The organism is Streptomyces sp. NPDC030143, assembly GCF_055573695.1.
This window is the reverse complement of the sequence record NZ_JBVIAY010000029.1, coordinates 56,324-73,199: the sequence shown is the minus strand read 5'-3', so window position 1 is coordinate 73,199 and position 16,876 is coordinate 56,324. Positions and strand designations below refer to the sequence as shown.

Below are 16,876 nucleotides of genomic sequence, written 5' to 3'. Positions count from 1 at the left end.
GAGCGGACGATCGCCTGGCTGCACGGCTTCCGCCGACTGCGCATCCGCTGGGAGAGACGCGACGACATCCACGAAGCGTTCCTCGGCCTCGCCACATGTCTGATCACCCACCGCCACGTCCAACGCCTTTGTTAGGACCTCTAAGAGCTCCGAACAAAAGGGAGCCCGGCTCGGAGCGCCGCCCGCCCGGCGGGCCGGACGGGACTTTCGCCACACGCCCTACGAGGACCTCTCCCAGAGCCCGGCCGGGACCGCCACCCGGCCGGGCCAGTCCGGCAGGGGCGTCAGCAGCATCCGTCCCGCGAAGCCGACCGCCGCGTCCAGACGGGTGGTGAACTCCTCGGCCACCTCGGGGAGTTGACGCAGCGCCCACAGCGCGCGGGCGGCGGACCAGGTCGCGTCGCGGGCCCGGTCCAGGCTCCAGGAGCCGAGGAGGTGGGTGAGGGGGTCGGCGATCTGGAGCAGGTCGGGGCCCGGCATCAGCTCTTCGCGGATGCGTTCCTCGAGCGCGGCGAGGAGGTCGCCCACGCGGTCGAACTCGTCCTCCAGGTCGGCCGGTTCGCAGCCGAGGCCGCGGCAGGCGTCCACGACGGCGAGCGCGAGGTCGTGGCCGATGTGCGCGTTGATGCCCGCGAGCGCGAACTGCAGGGGCCGTACGCCCGGATGGCGGCGGAACTGGAACAGCGGGCGCCAGCAGGCGGGCGGCCGGCGGTCGTGGGCCGAGGCGTCGACCGCCGCGAGATAGCGCTCCGCGAACCGTACGTCCAGCGTGATCGCGGCCCGCGGGTCGGCGAACCGGCCCGCGTCGATGCGCCGGTCCACCTCCTGTGTGACGGCGAGGTAGACGCGGTTGAAGACGGCGACCCCGTCCCGTGGCGGCAGGGCCGCGTCGAGGGCGCGCATACGGGAGAGGACCCCGTCGACCGGGCTGCCGGGGGGCGGGTCGGACTGTTCCAAGTGCGGCATGGGGGAAGAGTCGCAGTCGTGGGCCGGTCCGCGTGCCGACGGGACCGGCGCTTCCCCGGAACGGGGGAACGCGCCCGTCGTCCGTCGTACGCCTACGAACTCGCCCGCTGTTCCCCCGGGTCGTACGACGAGGTGCCCTCGTCCAGCAGCGGCTGCTGGGACTTGAGGTGGGCGGGGGCGAAGGCGCGCAGGGCGTGGTAGCCGGTGATGACGACCAGCGTGCCGAGCGCGATGCCGCTGAGGGAGAAGGTGTCGGTGAACTCCATCGTGACGTTGCCGACGCCGATGATGATGCCCGCGGCGGCCGGCACCAGGTTCAGCGGGTTGCGCAGGTCCACCTCGGCGTTGATCCAGATCTGCGCGCCGAGCAGGCCGATCATGCCGTAGAGGATGACGGTGATGCCGCCGAGGACCCCGCCCGGGATCGCGGCCACCACCGCGCCGAACTTCGGGCACAGGCCGAACAGGAGCGCGAAGCCGGCGGCGGCCCAGTAGGCGGCGGTGGAGTAGACGCGGGTCGCGGCCATCACGCCGATGTTCTCCGAGTAGGTGGTGTTGGGCGGGCCGCCGACCGCGGTGGACAGCACCGAGCCGAGTCCGTCGGCGGAGATCGCCGTGCCGAGCTTGTCGTCGAGCGGGTCGCCGGTCATCTCGCCGACGGCCTTGACGTGTCCGGCGTTCTCCGCGACCAGGGCGATGACGACCGGGAGGGCGACGAGGATCGCGGACCACTCGAAGGACGGGCCGTGGAAGGAGGGCAGGCCGATCCAGTCCGCCCGGCCGACGGCGGAGAGGTCCAGCCGCCAGTGGTCGGTGACTTTGCCGCTCGCGTCCGCCGAGTGGATCCGGCCGAAGATCCGGTCGAACGCCCAGGAGACGCCGTACCCGAAGACCAGGCCCAGGAAGATCGCGATGCGGGACCAGAATCCGCGCAGGCAGACGACGGCCAGACCGGTGAACGCCATGACCAGCAGGGCCGTCCACTGGTCCTGAGGCCAGTAGGTGGCGGCGGTGACCGGGGCGAGGTTGAAGCCGATCAGCATCACGACCGCGCCGGTGACGATCGGCGGCATCGCGGCGTGGATGATCCGCGCGCCGAACCGCTGTACGGCCACACCCACCGCGAACAGCGCCACGCCCACGACGAGCACCGCGCCGGTGACCGTGGCGCTCGTGCCGCCCTGGGCGCGGATGACCGCCGCGACGCCCACGAAGGACAGTGAACAGCCGAGGTAACTGGGCACCCGGCCGCGGGTCGCGAGCAGGAAGATCACTGTCGCCACGCCCGACATCATGATCGCCAGATTGGGGTCCAGGCCCATCAGGACGGGTGCCACGAAGGACGCGCCGAACATCGCGACCACGTGCTGGGCGCCGAGGCCCATCGTGCGGGGCCAGGAGAGCCGCTCGTCGGGGCGGACCACCGCGCCGGGCGCCAGGGTGCGTCCGTCGCCGTGCAGTGTCCAGCGGACGCCAAGATCCATGGTGCGGTTCGCTTTCGTCGGTGCCGTGCGGATGTCCGGCCCATTCTTCCGTGACATCACAGGGTGAGCGACCGCTTAGGATAGGGGACGGTTGCCCTCTGCACCGGTCGCGGTGCGGCCTGCCGCGCACCCCAGGAGCACCGACGTGACCGCCGAAGCCCCGCTCGCACCCGCCCTGTCCCACGGCCGGCTGATCCCCGTCACCGTGCACTTCGACGACCTGGGCGCGCTGGACTGCTGCACAACGCCCGCTACCCGCTGATGGTCGAGCGCGCCCGGACCGAGCTGTGGCAGGGGTACGGCGTGCGCTCCGAGGGCGACCGGGCTGCGGCCGGCGACGCCCCCAACGCCGTCAAGGAACTGCGCATCACCTACGAGGCGCCGGTCACCAAGCCGGGCGGACACGCCGTCCACCTGTGGCTGGAGCGGCTCGCACCACCGGCCTGACGTACGGCTTCCGCTTCTGCCCGGCCGACGGCGCGCTCACGTACGCGCACGGCACCCGGGTGCTCGTCCGGCTGGACGCGGCGACCCTGCGCCCCGCGCCCCGGAGCGGGCCCCTCAGGAGCGCCGGTCGGGAACTGCTGCGTCCGCAGCACTGATCCGGGGCCGGTCGCGGTCGCCCGCGCGCAGCACCCCGGCGAACGCCATCAGCCCGCACGCCAGCACCGTCACCAGCACGAAGGAGACCGTGAGGCTGGTCGCCTGGGCCAGACCGCCGATGGCGCTCGGCGCGACCAGGCCCGAGGCGTAGGTGATGGTCGCGACACCCGCGATCGCCTGACTCGGGTTGGGGCCGCTGCGGCCCGCCGCCGCGAAACAGAGCGGTACGACGACGGCGATCCCGAGGCCCATGAGCGCGAACCCGGCCATGGCCACCGAGGGACGGTCCGCCACGACGACGAGCAGACCGCCGACGGCGGCGAGCGCACCGCTCACCCGCACCGTCCGCACGGCCCCGTAGCGGTCCACCACCTTGTCGCCGGCGATCCGGGCGACGGCCATGGTGAGCGTGAAGCCGGTCGTACAGGCGGCCGCGAGACCCGCCGAGGAGTCGAGCCGGTCGCGCAGGTAGACCGCCGACCAGTCCAGGCTCGCGCCCTCCGCGAACACCGCGCAGAAGCCGACGGCGCCGATGAGCAGCGCGGAACGCGGCGGCAGCGCGAACCGTGGCGGAGGTTCCTCGTCCTCGGTGGGTTGCAGGTCGAGCACCCAGGCGCACGCCGCCACCCCCGCCACGGTCAACACCGCGGCCGCCAGCAGGTGGTGCAGGCGCGCGTCCGCGCCCAGGTGGGCGGCGAGCGTGCCGCCGGCCGAGCCGACCAGGGCGCCCGCGCTCCACATGCCGTGCAGGCCGGACATGATCGAGCGGCCGAGACGGTTCTCGACTTCCACACCGAGCGCGTTCATCGCCACGTCCGCCATGCCCGCCGTGGCGCCGTAGACGAACAGGGCCAGACACAGTGCCGGCAGGTTCGGGGAGAGGGAGGGCAGGACCAGCGCCAGCGTCCACAGGGCCATCAGCCCGCGCAACGCGGTGCGGGCACCGAAACGGTGGCTCACGCGGCCGGCGAGCGGCATCGCCACCGACGCGCCGAGCGCGGGGAAGGCGAGAGCCAGCCCCAGCTGCCCGGCGCTGACCGAGGCATGGTCCTGGATCCACGGCACACGCGTCGCGAAGGAGCCGGCGACGGCACCGTGCACGGCGAACACGGTGGCCACGGCGTACCGGGCCCGCCTCACCTCGCGCTGGTCGTAGACCACGTCACTCACGCCCGGCCCTCCCCGTGTCTGCGCTCATGGGGCCGTAAACTATCAGGGACCCTGCCTGATAGATAGCGGTCACCGGGGTGGCCGCCCCGCTGCGTCCGTCCACCGGTCTGGGAGGATTCCCCGCATGCCCGCATCCCCGCGCACCGCCCGGGCCATCAACGACCGGCTCGCCCTGCGGCTGCTCCAGGACGAAGGCGCGTTGACGGCAGGGCAGTTGAAGCAGCTCACCGGCCTGTCCCGGCCCACGGTCGCCGACCTCGTCGAACGCCTCACCGCCTCCGGCCTGATCGAAATCGTCGGCGAGACGGGCGCACAACGCCGCGGCCCGAACGCCCGGCTGTACGGCATCGCCGCGGACCGCGCCCACCTGGCGGCACTGGACGTGCGCACGGAGGGCGTGGCGGTCGTCGTGTCCGACCTGGCCGGCCGGGTGCTCTCCGAGGCGTCCGTGCCGATCGCCGGGGACACCGGCACGGGGTCCGCCGTGGAACAGGCGGTGACACTGGTCGAGCGGGTGGCCAAGGAGGCCGGCGCGGACCGGCTGCACACCGTGGGCATCGGCGCGCCGGGACTGATCGACCCCGCGAGCGGCGAACTGCGCGACTCCAGCGGCCTGCCCGCCTGGCACCGCCGCCTGGTGGCCACCCTCCAGGAACGGCTCCCCGCGGCCCGGGTCAGCGTGGAGAACGAGACGAACCTCGCCGCCCTGGCCGAGCAGCGCGAGGGCGTCGCCCGGGACCGCGCGACCTTCGTCCTGCTGTGGCTGGGCCACGGCACGGGCGCGGCCGTCGTCCTGGACGGCGCCCTGCGCCGGGGTGCCTCCGGCGGGACCGGCGAGATCGGCTTCCTGCCGGTGCCCGGCACGGCCGGACTGCCCTCGGCGACCGACTGCGAGGGCGGCTTCCACTCCCTGGCCGGGGCGGCGGCGATCACGGCCCTGGCGGGTGAGCACGGGCTCACGGCACCGGCGGACGCGGACGGGCCGGGGGCGGCGGCACTCGTGCGGGAGGCCGTGCGCACCGGCGGGCACGCCCCGGACGGCGGACGGCCTCGCCCCCCGGCCGGTGGCGCCGGCCCCGGAGAGCCCGACGGCTTCCTCGACGCACTCGCCGACCGCCTCGCCGTCGGAGTCGCCTCCGTCGTCGCCGTCCTCGACCCCGGCTGCGTGGTCCTCGGCGGCGAGGTCGGCCAGGCCGGCGGAGAGCCACTGGCCGGTCGCGTGGAGCGGCGCCTGCGGCGTATGGCCCCCCTGCCGACCGAGGTCCGCCCCAGCAGCCTCGGCGGCGGTGCGGTGCTGCGCGGCGCCCTGCTGACGGCCCGCGAGGCGGCCCAGGCGGAGCTGTACGGCAGGCCCTGACGGGGCGGGGGACCGCGAGACGGTCCCGGCACGCCGGGTCGGCGGGTGGGAGACCCGCGGCGGTACGCCGGTCGGGTCGGAGGCCTGCGGCGGTAGGCCGGGCGGGTGGGAGGCCTGCGGCGGTAGGCCGGGCGGGTGGGAGGCCTGCGGCGGTAGGCCGGGCGGGTGGGAGGCCTGCGGCGGTAGGCCGGTCGGGTGGGAGACCCGCGGCGGTAGGCCGGGCGGGTGGGAGACCCGGCGGCGGGCAAGGGCCGTCGTCACCGCCGCCGGGCCGATCGAGGGCGGGGTCAACCGGACCAGAGGTCCTGCCGCATCCCCCGGGCGCCGGTGGTGCAGGGCTCCTCGCCCCTCGTCCACCACCTGTCCCTTCTCAAGTGCCCGCGGAGGGTCGGAAGGTTGCCGCCGGTGTTCTGCGCGTGCTCCGCGGCGGAGTTCGTCGCGGCGGCCGGGCGCGGCGCACCCGAACCGGGGGGAGAGGGCGAGGCATGGCCCGCAGGGGCCGGGGAGGCCGCACCCGGCTCCGCCGCCGGGGCGCCGCGCGCCGGGTCACCGGCCGACGCGTCGGTCCGCCCGCCGAAGGTCACCGTCCCGTTCGGCGGCGTCGACGCCGCCAGGTGGCACCCGAGGTCCCGCTCCGTCGACGCTTCGCGGTGCCGGCGACCGCCGGCCCGGCGGCTTCGGCGGGACCCGGCGGGGTCGCCCCGCGGCTTCGGCGGGACCCGGCGGGCGTCGCCCCGCGGCCCGTCGCCGTCGCCCCCCCGTGTGACCGCTGCGGATCACCGAGGCCCCCCGGCCCGACGGGTCCTCGGCGTCGCCGGGCGCCGAGGTGTGTGGTCGAAGCGGAAATCCGTGCGCAGGGCGGGGTCGTCGGCGTGTCGTCCGCGAGGGCGGCAGGACTCCTGGGCGGCGGCGCGGGACGCGGTCCGCCGGTGGCCCGGCGAGCAGCCTGCCCGCGACCGCCGCGACGGTCGTGGGCACGGCGGGGCGGGCCCGGTGTGGTGAGGGGGACGGCACGGTCGGTTCCTCTCCGGGGAATGGCGCAGACCGACACTAGAAAGGACTAGACCAATCAGTCAATAGGTGTGGACCAATCGCAAGGGGCCGGACCCGGAGGGGAGTTGGGGGATGTCCCCGTGGGAAGTCCACCGCTACGCCTTGTGAGCCACCCCACACACCTCGGCCGGATGGACGGCGATCGGGCGTGGCACACTGGCCCTGTACCTAAAGCAGCGCACTCCGGGGTCGGTGAAAGTCCGAACCGGCGGTTACAGTCCGCGACCCGGTCACGTCCAGTGACCGGTTGACCAGGTGAAATTCCTGGACCGACGGTTAAAGTCCGGATGGGAGGCAGTGCGCGGCGGGCGGGCATTCGTGCGCGCCGCCGTATGTGTACTCGTCCGAGCGGGCGAGTCTGTCCGGCGTCGCCCCCGGTGTCCTCGCCCGTACCTTCTGTCGTCCTCGACAGGCCCCGGAGTCCGTGCCCCAACGTGGCAGGAGGACCCGGGAAGTGTTCACCGGAATCGTCGAAGAGCTGGGTGAGGTCACCGCCGTCGAGAACCTCGGCGACGCCTCCCGCTTCCGGCTGCGCGGCCCCGTCGTCACCGACGGCGCGAAGCACGGCGACTCCATCGCCGTGAACGGGGTCTGTCTCACCGTCGTCGAACACGAGGGCGACGAGTTCACCGCCGACGTCATGGCGGAGACCCTCGACCGCTCCAGCCTCGGCGCCCTGACCGTCGGATCCCGCGTCAACCTCGAACGCCCCACCGCCGTCGGCGCCCGCCTCGGCGGGCACATCGTGCAGGGCCACGTCGACGGCACCGGCGAGGTCCTGGAGCGCAAGCCGTCCGAGCACTGGGAGATCGTCAAGGTCTCCCTCCCCGCCGACCTCGCCCGGTACGTCGTCGAGAAGGGCTCCATCACCGTCGACGGCATCAGCCTCACCGTCGTCGACGCCGGCCCGGACTACTTCACCGTCAGCCTCATCCCCACCACCCTCGCCCTGACCACCCTGGGCCTCAAGCAGCCCGGCGACCCGGTCAACCTCGAGGTGGACGTCGTCGCCAAGTACGTCGAGCGCCTGCTCGCGAGCAGCCGGGGAGCGACGCGGTGAACTGGCTGAACTCGGAGGCGTTCGTCCTCTTCGGCCAGCACATCCTGTGGTCGGACATGGTCGGCAACATACTCGGCCTCGTCGGCCTCGCCCTCGGCTGGCGGCGCTCCCTGATCACCTGGCCCGTGCAGTTCCTCTCCGGCCTGATCCTCTTCGGCGCCTTCTACGGGCATCTCACCGGCAGCGCCGGCAAGCAGGCCGTCGTCATGGCCGTCGCCGTGTACGGCTGGTGGCAGTGGAACCGCGGCAGGGGCGGATCCGCGGACGGACACATCACCCCGCGGTTCGCCAGCTGGCCCGAGCGCGCCGCGATGGTCGCCGCCGCGGCGGTCGGCACGGTGGCGGTGGCCCTCCTCTTCAAGGCCTACCCCCACCTCTCCTGGGACCCCTGGCCCGACGCGTACATCTTCGTCGGCACCATCGTCGCCATGTACGCCCAGGCCCGCGGCATGGTCGAGTTCTGGTTCGCCTGGCTCCTCGTCGACCTCGTCGGCGTCCCCCTCAACTTCGCCAACGGCTACGCCTTCTCCGGCTTCGTCTACGTCATCTACGGCGCACTCGTCCTGTGGGGCATGCGCGACTGGTGGCTGCGCTCCCGCAAGGGCCCGCAGCCCACCCTGGAAGGAGCGCCGGCATGAGCGCCGCACCCGTCCTGTACAGCTCCGACGACATCGAGGACCTCGCCCTCGACCCCGTCGAGCAGGCCATCGCCGACATCGCGGCCGGCCGCCCGGTCGTGGTCGTCGACGACGAGGACCGCGAGAACGAGGGCGACCTCGTCGTCGCCGCCGAGATGGCCACGCCCGAGATCGTCGCCTTCATGATGAGCGAGTGCCGCGGCCTGATCTGCGCCCCCATGGAGGGCGGCGAACTCGACCGGCTCCGACTCCCGCAGATGGTCACCGACAACACCGAGTCCATGAAGACCGCGTTCACGGTCTCCGTCGACGCCACCGCCGCGCACGGCGTGACCACCGGCATCTCCGCCTCCGACCGCGCCACCACCCTCCAGCTCCTGGCGAGCGGCACCGCCGAGCCGTCCGACCTCGTGCGGCCCGGCCACATCTTCCCGCTGCGCGCCAGGTCCGGCGGCGTCCTCGTGCGCAACGGCCACACCGAGGCCGCCGTCGACCTCGCCCGCCTCGCGGGCCTGCGCCCGGCCGGCGCGATCGTCGAGATCGCCGGCGAGGACGGCCGGATGCTGCGGCTGCCCGAGCTGATCCCCTTCGCCCGCAAGCACGGCCTGACGATCATCTCCATCGAGGACCTGATCGCCTACCGCCGCACCGCCGAGCCCACCGTCCGCCGCGAGGCCGAGGTCCACCTGCCGACCACCCACGGCACCTTCACCGCCTACGGCTACCGTTCCGTCGTCGACGGCGTCGAGCACGTCGCCCTCGTCCACGGCGAGATCGGCGACGGCGAGGACGTCCTGGTCCGCGTCCACTCCGAATGCCTCACCGGCGACGTCTTCACCTCCGCCCGCTGCGACTGCGGCCCCCAGCTCGACGCCGCCCTGCGGCGCATCCAGGCCGAGGGCCGGGGCGTGGTCGTCTACCTGCGCGGACACGAGGGGCGCGGCATCGGCCTGCTGTCCAAGCTGAGGGCCTACGAACTCCAGGAACGCGGCCGGGACACCCTCGACGCCAACCTGGAACTCGGCCTGCCCGCCGACGCCCGCGACTACGGCGCCGGCGCGCAGATCCTCGACGACCTGGGCGTGCGCAGCGTGCGCCTGATGACCAACAACCCCGAGAAGACGGACGCCCTCGTCCGGCACGGCCTCACGGTCTCCGGCCGCGAGCCGATGCCCGTCCAGGCCGACGAGCACAACATCCGCTACCTGCGCACCAAGCGGGACCGGATGGGACACGACCTGCCCTGGCTGGACACGGCCCCCGTGTCCCCCTGCGGCAACCAGTAAGCACAGCACTGAGGAGACACGAGAACGTGAGCGGCAAGGGTGCACCGGAGCTGTCCGTACGCAATGTGGGTGACCTCCGCGTCGCCGTCATCGCGGCCCAGTGGCACGAGAAGGTGATGGACGGTCTGGTCGACGGCGCCCTGCGCGCCCTGCACGACCTGGGCATCGACGAGCCGACCCTGTTGCGGGTCCCCGGCAGCTGGGAGCTGCCCGTCGTCGCCAAGGTCCTCGCCGGACGCGGCTACGACGCGATCGTCGCCCTCGGCGTCGTCATCCGCGGCGGCACCCCCCACTTCGACTACGTGTGCCAGGGCGTCACCCAGGGCCTCACCCAGGTCTCCGTCGAGACCGGCGTCCCCGTCGGCTTCGGCGTCCTCACCTGCGACACCGAGGAACAGGCCCTGGACCGGGCGGGTATCGAGGGCTCCAGCGAGGACAAGGGCCACGAGGCGGTGACGGCGGCGGTGGCGACCGCGGCCACCCTCCGCTCAGTATCCGAACCGTGGCGTTAGGCCGGTGGGCACAGCGCGTAAAGTGGGCGCCACCATGTCCAAGAAGACGTTCGAGGAGCTCTTCGCCGAGCTCCAGCAGAAGGCCGCCACCGGCGACCCCGCCACTTCCCGCACCGCCGAACTGGTCGAGAAGGGCGTCCATGCCATCGGCAAGAAGGTTGTCGAGGAGGCCGCCGAGGTCTGGATGGCCGCCGAGTACGAAGGCAAGGACGCGGCAGCCGAGGAGATCTCGCAGCTGCTGTACCACGTCCAGGTGATGATGGTCGCCCGCGGGATCTCCCTGGACGACGTCTACGCCCACCTCTGAGCCGCACCCGTCCCCCCTCCCCGTACGAACGAAGGAAGCTCGCCTCATGCTGCGCATCGCCGTCCCCAACAAGGGTTCCCTGTCCGGCCCTGCGGCGGAGATGCTGCATGAGGCCGGCTACCTGCAGCGCCGGGAGTCCAAGGAACTGCGGATCGTCGACCCGGAGAACGAGGTCGAATTCTTCTACCTCCGCCCCCGCGACATCGCGATCTACGTCTCCTCCGGCCGCCTCGACATCGGCATCACCGGACGCGACCTGCTGATCGACTCCGGTGCCAGGGCCGAGGAGATCCTCCCGCTCGGTTTCGCCCGCTCCACCTTCCGCTACGCCACCAAGCCCGGCACCGCCAAGGGCGTCGAGGACCTCGGCGGCATGACGGTCGCCACCTCCTACGAGGGCATCGTCGCCAAGCACCTCGCGGACCACGGCATCGACGCCTCCGTCGTCCACCTCGACGGCGCCGTCGAGACCGCCATCGAGCTCGGCGTCGCCGAGGTCATCGCGGACGTCGTCGAGACCGGCACCTCCCTGCGCAACGCGGGCCTGGAGGTCATCGGCGAGCCCATCATGAAGTCCGAGGCCGTCGTCATCCGCCGCACCGGCGCCGACGCCGAGGAGCTCAAGGTCCAGCAGTTCCTGCGTCGCCTCCAGGGCGTCCTCGTCGCGCGGACGTACGTGATGATGGACTACGACTGCCGCGTCGAACAGCTCGAGAAGGCCGTCGCGCTCACCCCGGGCCTGGAGTCGCCGACCGTCTCCCCCCTGCACAACGAGGGCTGGGTCGCCGTCCGCGCCATGGTCCCCGCCAAGGAGGCCCAGCGCATCATGGACGACCTGTACGACATCGGCGCCCGAGCCATCCTGACCACGGCCATCCACGCCTGCCGCCTCTGAGGTCCCCCCGGAACATGTCCGACCTGCCCGCCCTTCCCGTCACCTTCCGGCCCGGCCGCACCCGCGCGGTGCTGCTCACGGCCGGGGTGGCGATCTTCCTCGTCATCTCCGCCGTCGCCATGGCCCTGGAACAGCTCGGCCCGGGGGAGCGGCTCAGCTTCGTCCTGACCGGCGCGCTCATCTTCTGGGTGCTGGCCCGGCTCGCCCGGGTGCGGGTCCTCGCCGACGACTCCGGCGTCACCGTCGTGAACATCGCGAGCCGGCGGCGCCTGGACTGGGCGCAGATCCTCCGGGTGAACCTCCGTCCGGGCGACCCCTGGGTCTTCCTCGACCTCAGCGACGGCACCAGTCTGCCCGCGCTCGGCATCCAGCCCGGCATCGACAAACAGCAGGCCATCGCCGACGCCCGCACCCTGCGCGCACTCGCCGAGGCCAGGGCGATCCACGACCCCGAGGCGCCCCCCGAGCAGGATCAGGGCTGACTCGGGGCCCTCCACCCTGCCGCGAAAGCGCCTGTCTTGATTAATCTGGTGACGGAGACGCCCCCTGCGCGTCTTCGCCCCTGTGGTGCCCTGCCGGGTGCACAGGGGTTCCTGCTACCCGAGGAGTGACCCTCTCCGGCGATGGACGGATCGTCCTGTAGTACCTGCGCCGCCCCTTCCCACGCGGAGGCGGCGGCATCATGACCACCCCCCTGCTGCTCCTCGCAGCCGCGTTCCTGCTCATCCTCGCGAACGGCTTCTTCGTGGCCGCCGAGTTCGGCCTCGTCACGGTCGAACGCCCGGACGCCGAGAAGGCCGCCGCCGAGGGCGACCGACGGGCCCGTACGGTCGTCGAGTCGCTCAAGGAGCTGTCCTTCCAGCTCTCCGGCACCCAGCTCGGCATCACCATCACCTCCCTCGTCGTCGGCATGCTCGCCGAACCGGCGCTCGCGGAGCTGCTGGACGGCCCCGTCACCGCGACCGGCGTCCCCGAGCCGGCCGTCTCCGGTGTCGCCGTCGCCATCGGCATGCTGTTGGCCTCGGCCGTGCAGATGGTGATCGGCGAGCTCGTCCCGAAGAACTGGGCGGTGTCCAAGCCGATGCAGGTCGCGCGCTTCGTCGCCGGCCCGCAGCATGCCTTCGCCCGGCTGTTCCGTCCGGTCATCGCCGGACTGAACGCCGTCGCCAACCGACTCGTGCGCGCCCTGGGCGTCGAGCCCACCGAGGAGCTGGCCTCCGCCCGCACCCCCGGCGAACTCGTCTCCCTGGCCCGCCACTCCGCGCAGGCAGGCGCCCTCGAACAGGACACGGCCGACCTGTTCGTCAGGACCCTGTCCCTGGCCGAGCTGACCGCGCAACACGTGATGACCCCGCGCGTGAAGGTCAGCGCCCTGCAGTCCTCGGCCACCGCCGAGGACGTGGTCAACCTGACCCGCGCCACCGGCCTGTCCCGGTTCCCCGTCTACCGCGAGAAGATCGACGAGGTCGTCGGTATGGTCCACCTCAAGGACGCCCTGGCCGTCCCCGTCCACGAGCGTCTGCGCACCCCGGCCGCCCGCATCGCCCGTCCGGCGCTGCTGGTCCCCGAGACCCTGCCCGTCCAGCCCCTGTTGGCCCGGCTGCGCAGCGAGCAGCCCATCGCCGTCGTCGTCGACGAGTACGGCGGCACGGCCGGTGTGGTGACCCTGGAGGACATCGTCGAGGAGATCGTCGGCGAGGTCCGCGACGAGCACGACGGGCTCGACACCCCCGAACTCGCCGCCGCCCCGCCCGAGGACGGCAGGCCCGCCTGGGACGTCGACGGCAGCTGCCGGGTCGACGCCCTCAAGCGCATAGGCCTCGACGTCCCGGAGGGGCCGTACGAGACGGTCGCCGGGCTCGTCGCCGACCTGCTCGGCCGCATCCCCGCCGTCGGCGACCGGGCCGAGCTGCCCGGCTGGCGGCTCTCGGTGCGCCGCGTCGGCCACTACCGGGCCGAACGGGTCCGGCTGGTGCGCACCGGCGTGGTCGTGGAGGTCGCCCGATGAGCGTCCTCCAACTCGCCTTCGCCGGCCTCCTCGTGCTGGCGAACGGATTCTTCGTCGGCGCCGAGTTCGCGCTCGTCTCCGTCCGCCGCAGCCAGATCGAACCGCTGGGCACGGCCCGGGCCCGCCAGGTCCTCTACGGTCTGGAACGCCTGCCGCAGATGATGGCCGCCGCCCAGTTCGGCATCACCATCTGCTCGCTCACCCTCGGCGCGGTCGCCGAACCGACGGTCGCGCACCTGCTGGAGCCGGTCTTCGAGTGGATCCACCTGCCGCACGGCATGATCCACCCGCTGGGCTATGTGATCGCCCTGGCGGCCGTGGTCTTCTTCCACCTCGTCATCGGCGAGATGGTCCCGAAGAACCTCGCCATGGCCGCCCCGGAGAGGGCCGCGCTGTGGCTCAGCCCCGGCCTGGTGTACTTCGCCCGTTTCTGCCGGCCCGTCACCGCCGCCCTCGGCGCCTGCGCCCAGGGCATCCTGCGGCTCTTCAGCGTCGAGCCCAGGGACGAGGTCGAGGCCGTCTTCACCAGCGAGCAGCTCAACCGGCTGGTGGAGGACTCCGGCCAGGCCGGTCTGCTCGACCCCGAGGAGCAGGAGCGCCTGGAGGACGCCCTGGAGCTGGGCTCGCGCCCGGTGACGGACGTCCTGCTGCGGCGCGAGTCGCTGGTGACCGTCAGCCCGTCGGTCACCCCCGGCGAGATCGTCGACCTCACCGCCCGCACCGGCTACTCCCGCTTTCCCGTCGCCGCGGAGACCGGCGCCTTCATGGGCTATCTGCACGTCAAGGACGTCCTCGACCTGGAGGAGTCCGAGCGGGCCGTACCCCAGCAGCTGTGGCGCCCGATGACGACGCTCCGCTCGGAACTGCCGCTGGACGACGCGCTGACTGTCATGCGCAGGGCGGCCACGCACCTGGCCCAGGTCGCGGACGCGTCCGGGAAGATACTCGGACTCGTCGCCCTGGAGGACGTCCTGGAACTCCTGGTGGGCGAGGTGCGGGACCCGGCCCACCGGGAGGTGCCCGAAGTGGTGATGGCCACCTAGGGGGTGTTTCGAAAGTTCCGCACAGCACCCACGGCGCCCGGCACGCCCTCTCGCCGCACCGGCCGAAAGCCCGAGTACGCCCAGTACGAGTGCTTTCGTCCGGCACGCCGAGAGCACGCACCGGACACCGCGGGCACCGCACGGGACGTTCGAAACACCCCCTAGCACGTCGTTCGGACCCTGCCGCGTTCGCGGGGTCCGGCACGCGCGTCCGCAGCGGCGTCGTCGGGTGCCGACTTCCCCCCGCTCGAACAGCCCTGCGCGGGGGGACCCCATCGTGTCGACGCCCTCCTCCGCCTGGCAGCCGCACGCACGGGACCCCGCTCACCGGCACCGAACAGCACCGTCGCCGCCCTGCAGCCCGATCCGCGCGACAGGCCCCGGACTCGGGTGCGGACCAGGCCGCGGAAGCGTTGGGGAGGGCGAACGCCTCACATCGCCGACGGATCCTGCGGCCCCCGCCCCGACAGCACCTCGCCGTACGCCTGCATCAGGTCGGCGAGGCGCAGGGTCGACAGGTCGTCCCGGGACAGCGTGCCGGGGCAGGTCGACAGCCGCAGGTCCCGGTACGCGCAGCTCTTCTCGTACAGCGTGCGCAGGAACCGCCCGTTGCCCAGCTCGTCGATCCACCCCTGCTCCACCACGTGCCCCGCGATGGACCGCAGCTCGTCCAACGCCTCCTCGTCCCACACGTCGCCGTTCTCCGCGGCCAGCACCTCACCGATCGAGGTCAGCTCCAGGGGCCGGTACGAGGGGAAGTCGACCCGGGTCGTGAAGCGCGACGACAGCCCCGGGTTCGCGGTCAGCAGCCGGTCCATGCCCTCCGGATAGCCGGCCAGGATCACCACCAGGTGGTCCCGGTTGTCCTCGGCCCGCTTCAGCAGCACCTGCAGTGCCTCGTCGCCGTACGCGTCGCCCTTGCCGTAGCCGGAGTTGGACAGCGAGTAGGCCTCGTCGACGAAGAGGACGCCCCCGAGAGCCGAGTCGATCAGCTCGTTTGCCTTCACGGCCGTCTGCCCGAGGTACTCGCCGACGAGGTCGGCCCGCTGGGCCTCGACGAGGTGGTCGCCGCCGAGCAGGCCGAGGGCGTAGAAGACCCGGCCGAGGATGCGGGCGACCGTGGTCTTGCCGGTGCCGGAAGGGCCGGAGAAGACGAAGTGCCGCTTGGGCGGCTGGACCGGGAGGCCCTGTCCAGCCCGCAGCCGGGCCATGTTCAGCTGCGCCGACAATGCCTTGACCTGGCGTTTCACCGGCTCCAGGCCCACCATGCGCTCGAGTTCGGCGAGCGCCTCCTCCAGGAGGACGGGGTCGGTGGGCCCGGCGGGCAGGGCCGGGGGCGGGAGTGTCCTGTGGCGCACCGCGGGATCGGTCACCGAGGGCAGGGGACCGGCGGGCGGCAGGTCGACGGGCTCGGTGAGCTTCAGATCGCGGCCCTCGGCGCCGAACAGCGGGTCGAGGGTGTCCGGTCCGTCCCCGCCGTCCTGTCCGGCTCCGGTGAGGGTGATCGCGGCGAGGTCGGAGGGATCGTCGTAGCCGTCGCCCTCGGCGATCGCGGCGAGCCGGGCCGAGGTGTCCATGAAGGCGGGGTCGACGCGGTGCACGGCCCGGTAGAGGGGGAGCGCGGCCGCGGACCGTCCGGTGCCCTCGTGGGCGCGGGCCAGCCAGTACCGCAGCTCCTTGCGCTGCGGCTGCTCGCTGCGGCAGCGCATCAGGGCCACGGACAGCAGCGGCTCGGCCTGCCCGTACATCTCCAGGCGGACCCGCGCCATGCCGCCGAAGAGGCCGGCCTCGATGCCGAGGAGGGTGTCGTCGAGCAGCGGGTCGGTGTGCCGTACGAGCTGTTCCCAGTCCTTGACCAGGTAGGCGCGGCAGGCGTGCAGGAAGCGGACCTGGTGGTCGGTGTCGATGGGCGGCAGTCCGGCGAGTGCCCGGTCCAGCTCGGGCACATGGCGGCCGTCCAGCCAGTGCGAGGCGTGCGCGAGGAGCAGGTCGCGGGGGGTTTCGAGCACCGGCTGGACCCACCAGCCCAGCCAGTACCAGGAGTTGAGGTTGCGGCGGTGCCGGGTGCGCTGTTCGCCGAACCGTTCCCGGTGGCGGAACATGCGCAGCAGCGCGGTGGTCGTGTCCACGCGCAGCGCGTGCAGTCCGAGCCAGCCGTCGGCCATCCCGGGATCGATCCGCACCGCGGTGCGGAACTCCTCCTCCGCCTGGGGGTAGGCGCCCATGGTGTAGGCGTCCACGCCTCTCAGCCAGGCGAGGTCGGCCGGGGCCTCGGGGCCCCGCGTGCCGAAGTCCATCACGTCACGTCCCCCACAAACCGTGCCCCCGTCGGTATGCCGCCGGGCCGGCGCCCACCGGCCGCCCCGGTCGAAACGCTGTGCCGCCGACCGGAGTTGAAGGTGCGCGCAGCAGCCGTCCTGGGTCGCACCGAGGGCATCGTACCCGCGGGGATGTCACCCGCCGAAGGGTGCCGCACCAGCCGTTCGGCGAGGTG

General features: G+C 72.9%; 14 protein-coding genes, 2 pseudogenes and 1 riboswitch. Of the genes and pseudogenes, 12 read left to right on the top strand and 4 right to left on the bottom strand.

All coding sequences use genetic code 11. The annotated features are described in order from the left end of the window. Positions 1–135: pseudogene (locus ACZ4YY_RS33125) on the top strand (IS5/IS1182 family transposase); the annotation flags it as partial. An 84-nt stretch (positions 136–219) separates the two neighbouring features. Here ACZ4YY_RS33125 and ACZ4YY_RS33120 read toward each other — a convergent pair. Next, positions 220–966 carry a DUF5995 family protein gene (locus ACZ4YY_RS33120; protein ID WP_468298659.1) on the bottom strand — a complete coding sequence of 249 codons (747 nt, stop codon included), beginning with the start codon at positions 964–966 and terminating at the stop codon, positions 220–222. A 92-nt stretch (positions 967–1,058) separates the two neighbouring features. Next, entirely contained in the window at positions 1,059–2,450 is a 1,392-nt protein-coding gene (locus ACZ4YY_RS33115) for a uracil-xanthine permease family protein (RefSeq protein WP_468298657.1), read from the bottom strand. Positions 2,451–2,595: 145 nt separating this feature from the next. On the opposite strand from ACZ4YY_RS33115, the pseudogene ACZ4YY_RS33110 reads away from it, so the two are divergent. After that, positions 2,596–3,052: pseudogene (locus tag ACZ4YY_RS33110) on the top strand (acyl-CoA thioesterase). Here ACZ4YY_RS33110 and ACZ4YY_RS33105 read toward each other — a convergent pair. Beyond that, on the bottom strand, positions 3,012–4,223 hold the full coding sequence (locus tag ACZ4YY_RS33105; RefSeq protein ID WP_468298655.1) for an MFS transporter: 1,212 nt from the start codon (positions 4,221–4,223) through the stop codon (positions 3,012–3,014). The pseudogene ACZ4YY_RS33110 and the gene ACZ4YY_RS33105 sit on opposite strands and share 41 nt — an antisense overlap. A gap of 124 nt (positions 4,224–4,347) precedes the next feature. On the opposite strand from ACZ4YY_RS33105, the gene ACZ4YY_RS33100 reads away from it, so the two are divergent. The 10 genes from ACZ4YY_RS33100 to ACZ4YY_RS33055 all read left to right on the top strand — a co-directional run bounded on the left by ACZ4YY_RS33100 (position 4,348) and on the right by ACZ4YY_RS33055 (position 14,382). Then, a complete protein-coding gene (locus tag ACZ4YY_RS33100) occupies positions 4,348–5,580 on the top strand; it encodes an ROK family transcriptional regulator (RefSeq protein WP_468298653.1) in 1,233 nt (410 codons plus the stop codon). A gap of 1,227 nt (positions 5,581–6,807) precedes the next feature. Continuing rightward, a riboswitch (FMN riboswitch) is annotated at positions 6,808–6,938 on the top strand. Positions 6,939–7,087: 149 nt separating this feature from the next. Further along, positions 7,088–7,693: a riboflavin synthase gene (locus tag ACZ4YY_RS33095; RefSeq protein ID WP_468298651.1), complete on the top strand. Its 606-nt coding sequence runs from the start codon at positions 7,088–7,090 to the stop codon at positions 7,691–7,693. After that, positions 7,690–8,331, top strand: coding sequence for a nicotinamide mononucleotide transporter family protein (locus ACZ4YY_RS33090; RefSeq protein WP_468298649.1), 642 nt, complete (start codon positions 7,690–7,692; stop codon positions 8,329–8,331). Before ACZ4YY_RS33095 ends, ACZ4YY_RS33090 begins: the two co-directional genes overlap by 4 nt. Beyond that, on the top strand, positions 8,328–9,617 hold the full coding sequence (locus ACZ4YY_RS33085; protein WP_468298647.1) for a bifunctional 3,4-dihydroxy-2-butanone-4-phosphate synthase/GTP cyclohydrolase II: 1,290 nt from the start codon (positions 8,328–8,330) through the stop codon (positions 9,615–9,617). The genes ACZ4YY_RS33090 and ACZ4YY_RS33085 overlap by 4 nt, the downstream gene beginning before the upstream one ends. Positions 9,618–9,643: 26 nt before the next feature. Beyond that, positions 9,644–10,129: a 6,7-dimethyl-8-ribityllumazine synthase gene (gene ribH, locus ACZ4YY_RS33080; protein WP_360346921.1), complete on the top strand. Its 486-nt coding sequence runs from the start codon at positions 9,644–9,646 to the stop codon at positions 10,127–10,129. 34 nt (positions 10,130–10,163) lie between these two features. Next, positions 10,164–10,436: a phosphoribosyl-ATP diphosphatase gene (locus tag ACZ4YY_RS33075; protein ID WP_189936437.1), complete on the top strand. Its 273-nt coding sequence runs from the start codon at positions 10,164–10,166 to the stop codon at positions 10,434–10,436. A 46-nt stretch (positions 10,437–10,482) separates the two neighbouring features. Further along, a complete protein-coding gene (gene hisG, locus ACZ4YY_RS33070; protein WP_468298644.1) occupies positions 10,483–11,331 on the top strand; it encodes an ATP phosphoribosyltransferase in 849 nt (282 codons plus the stop codon). 14 nt (positions 11,332–11,345) lie between these two features. Then, positions 11,346–11,813: a PH domain-containing protein gene (locus tag ACZ4YY_RS33065; protein ID WP_468298642.1), complete on the top strand. Its 468-nt coding sequence runs from the start codon at positions 11,346–11,348 to the stop codon at positions 11,811–11,813. 200 nt (positions 11,814–12,013) lie between these two features. Continuing rightward, a complete protein-coding gene (locus ACZ4YY_RS33060; protein ID WP_468298640.1) occupies positions 12,014–13,339 on the top strand; it encodes a hemolysin family protein in 1,326 nt (441 codons plus the stop codon). Further along, on the top strand, positions 13,336–14,382 hold the full coding sequence (locus ACZ4YY_RS33055; protein ID WP_468298638.1) for a hemolysin family protein: 1,047 nt from the start codon (positions 13,336–13,338) through the stop codon (positions 14,380–14,382). Before ACZ4YY_RS33060 ends, ACZ4YY_RS33055 begins: the two co-directional genes overlap by 4 nt. A 431-nt stretch (positions 14,383–14,813) precedes the next feature. On the opposite strand, the gene ACZ4YY_RS33050 is transcribed toward ACZ4YY_RS33055, so the two are convergent. After that, positions 14,814–16,679, bottom strand: coding sequence for an AAA family ATPase (locus tag ACZ4YY_RS33050; protein ID WP_468298636.1), 1,866 nt, complete (start codon positions 16,677–16,679; stop codon positions 14,814–14,816). Positions 16,680–16,876: the final 197 nt, after the last annotated feature.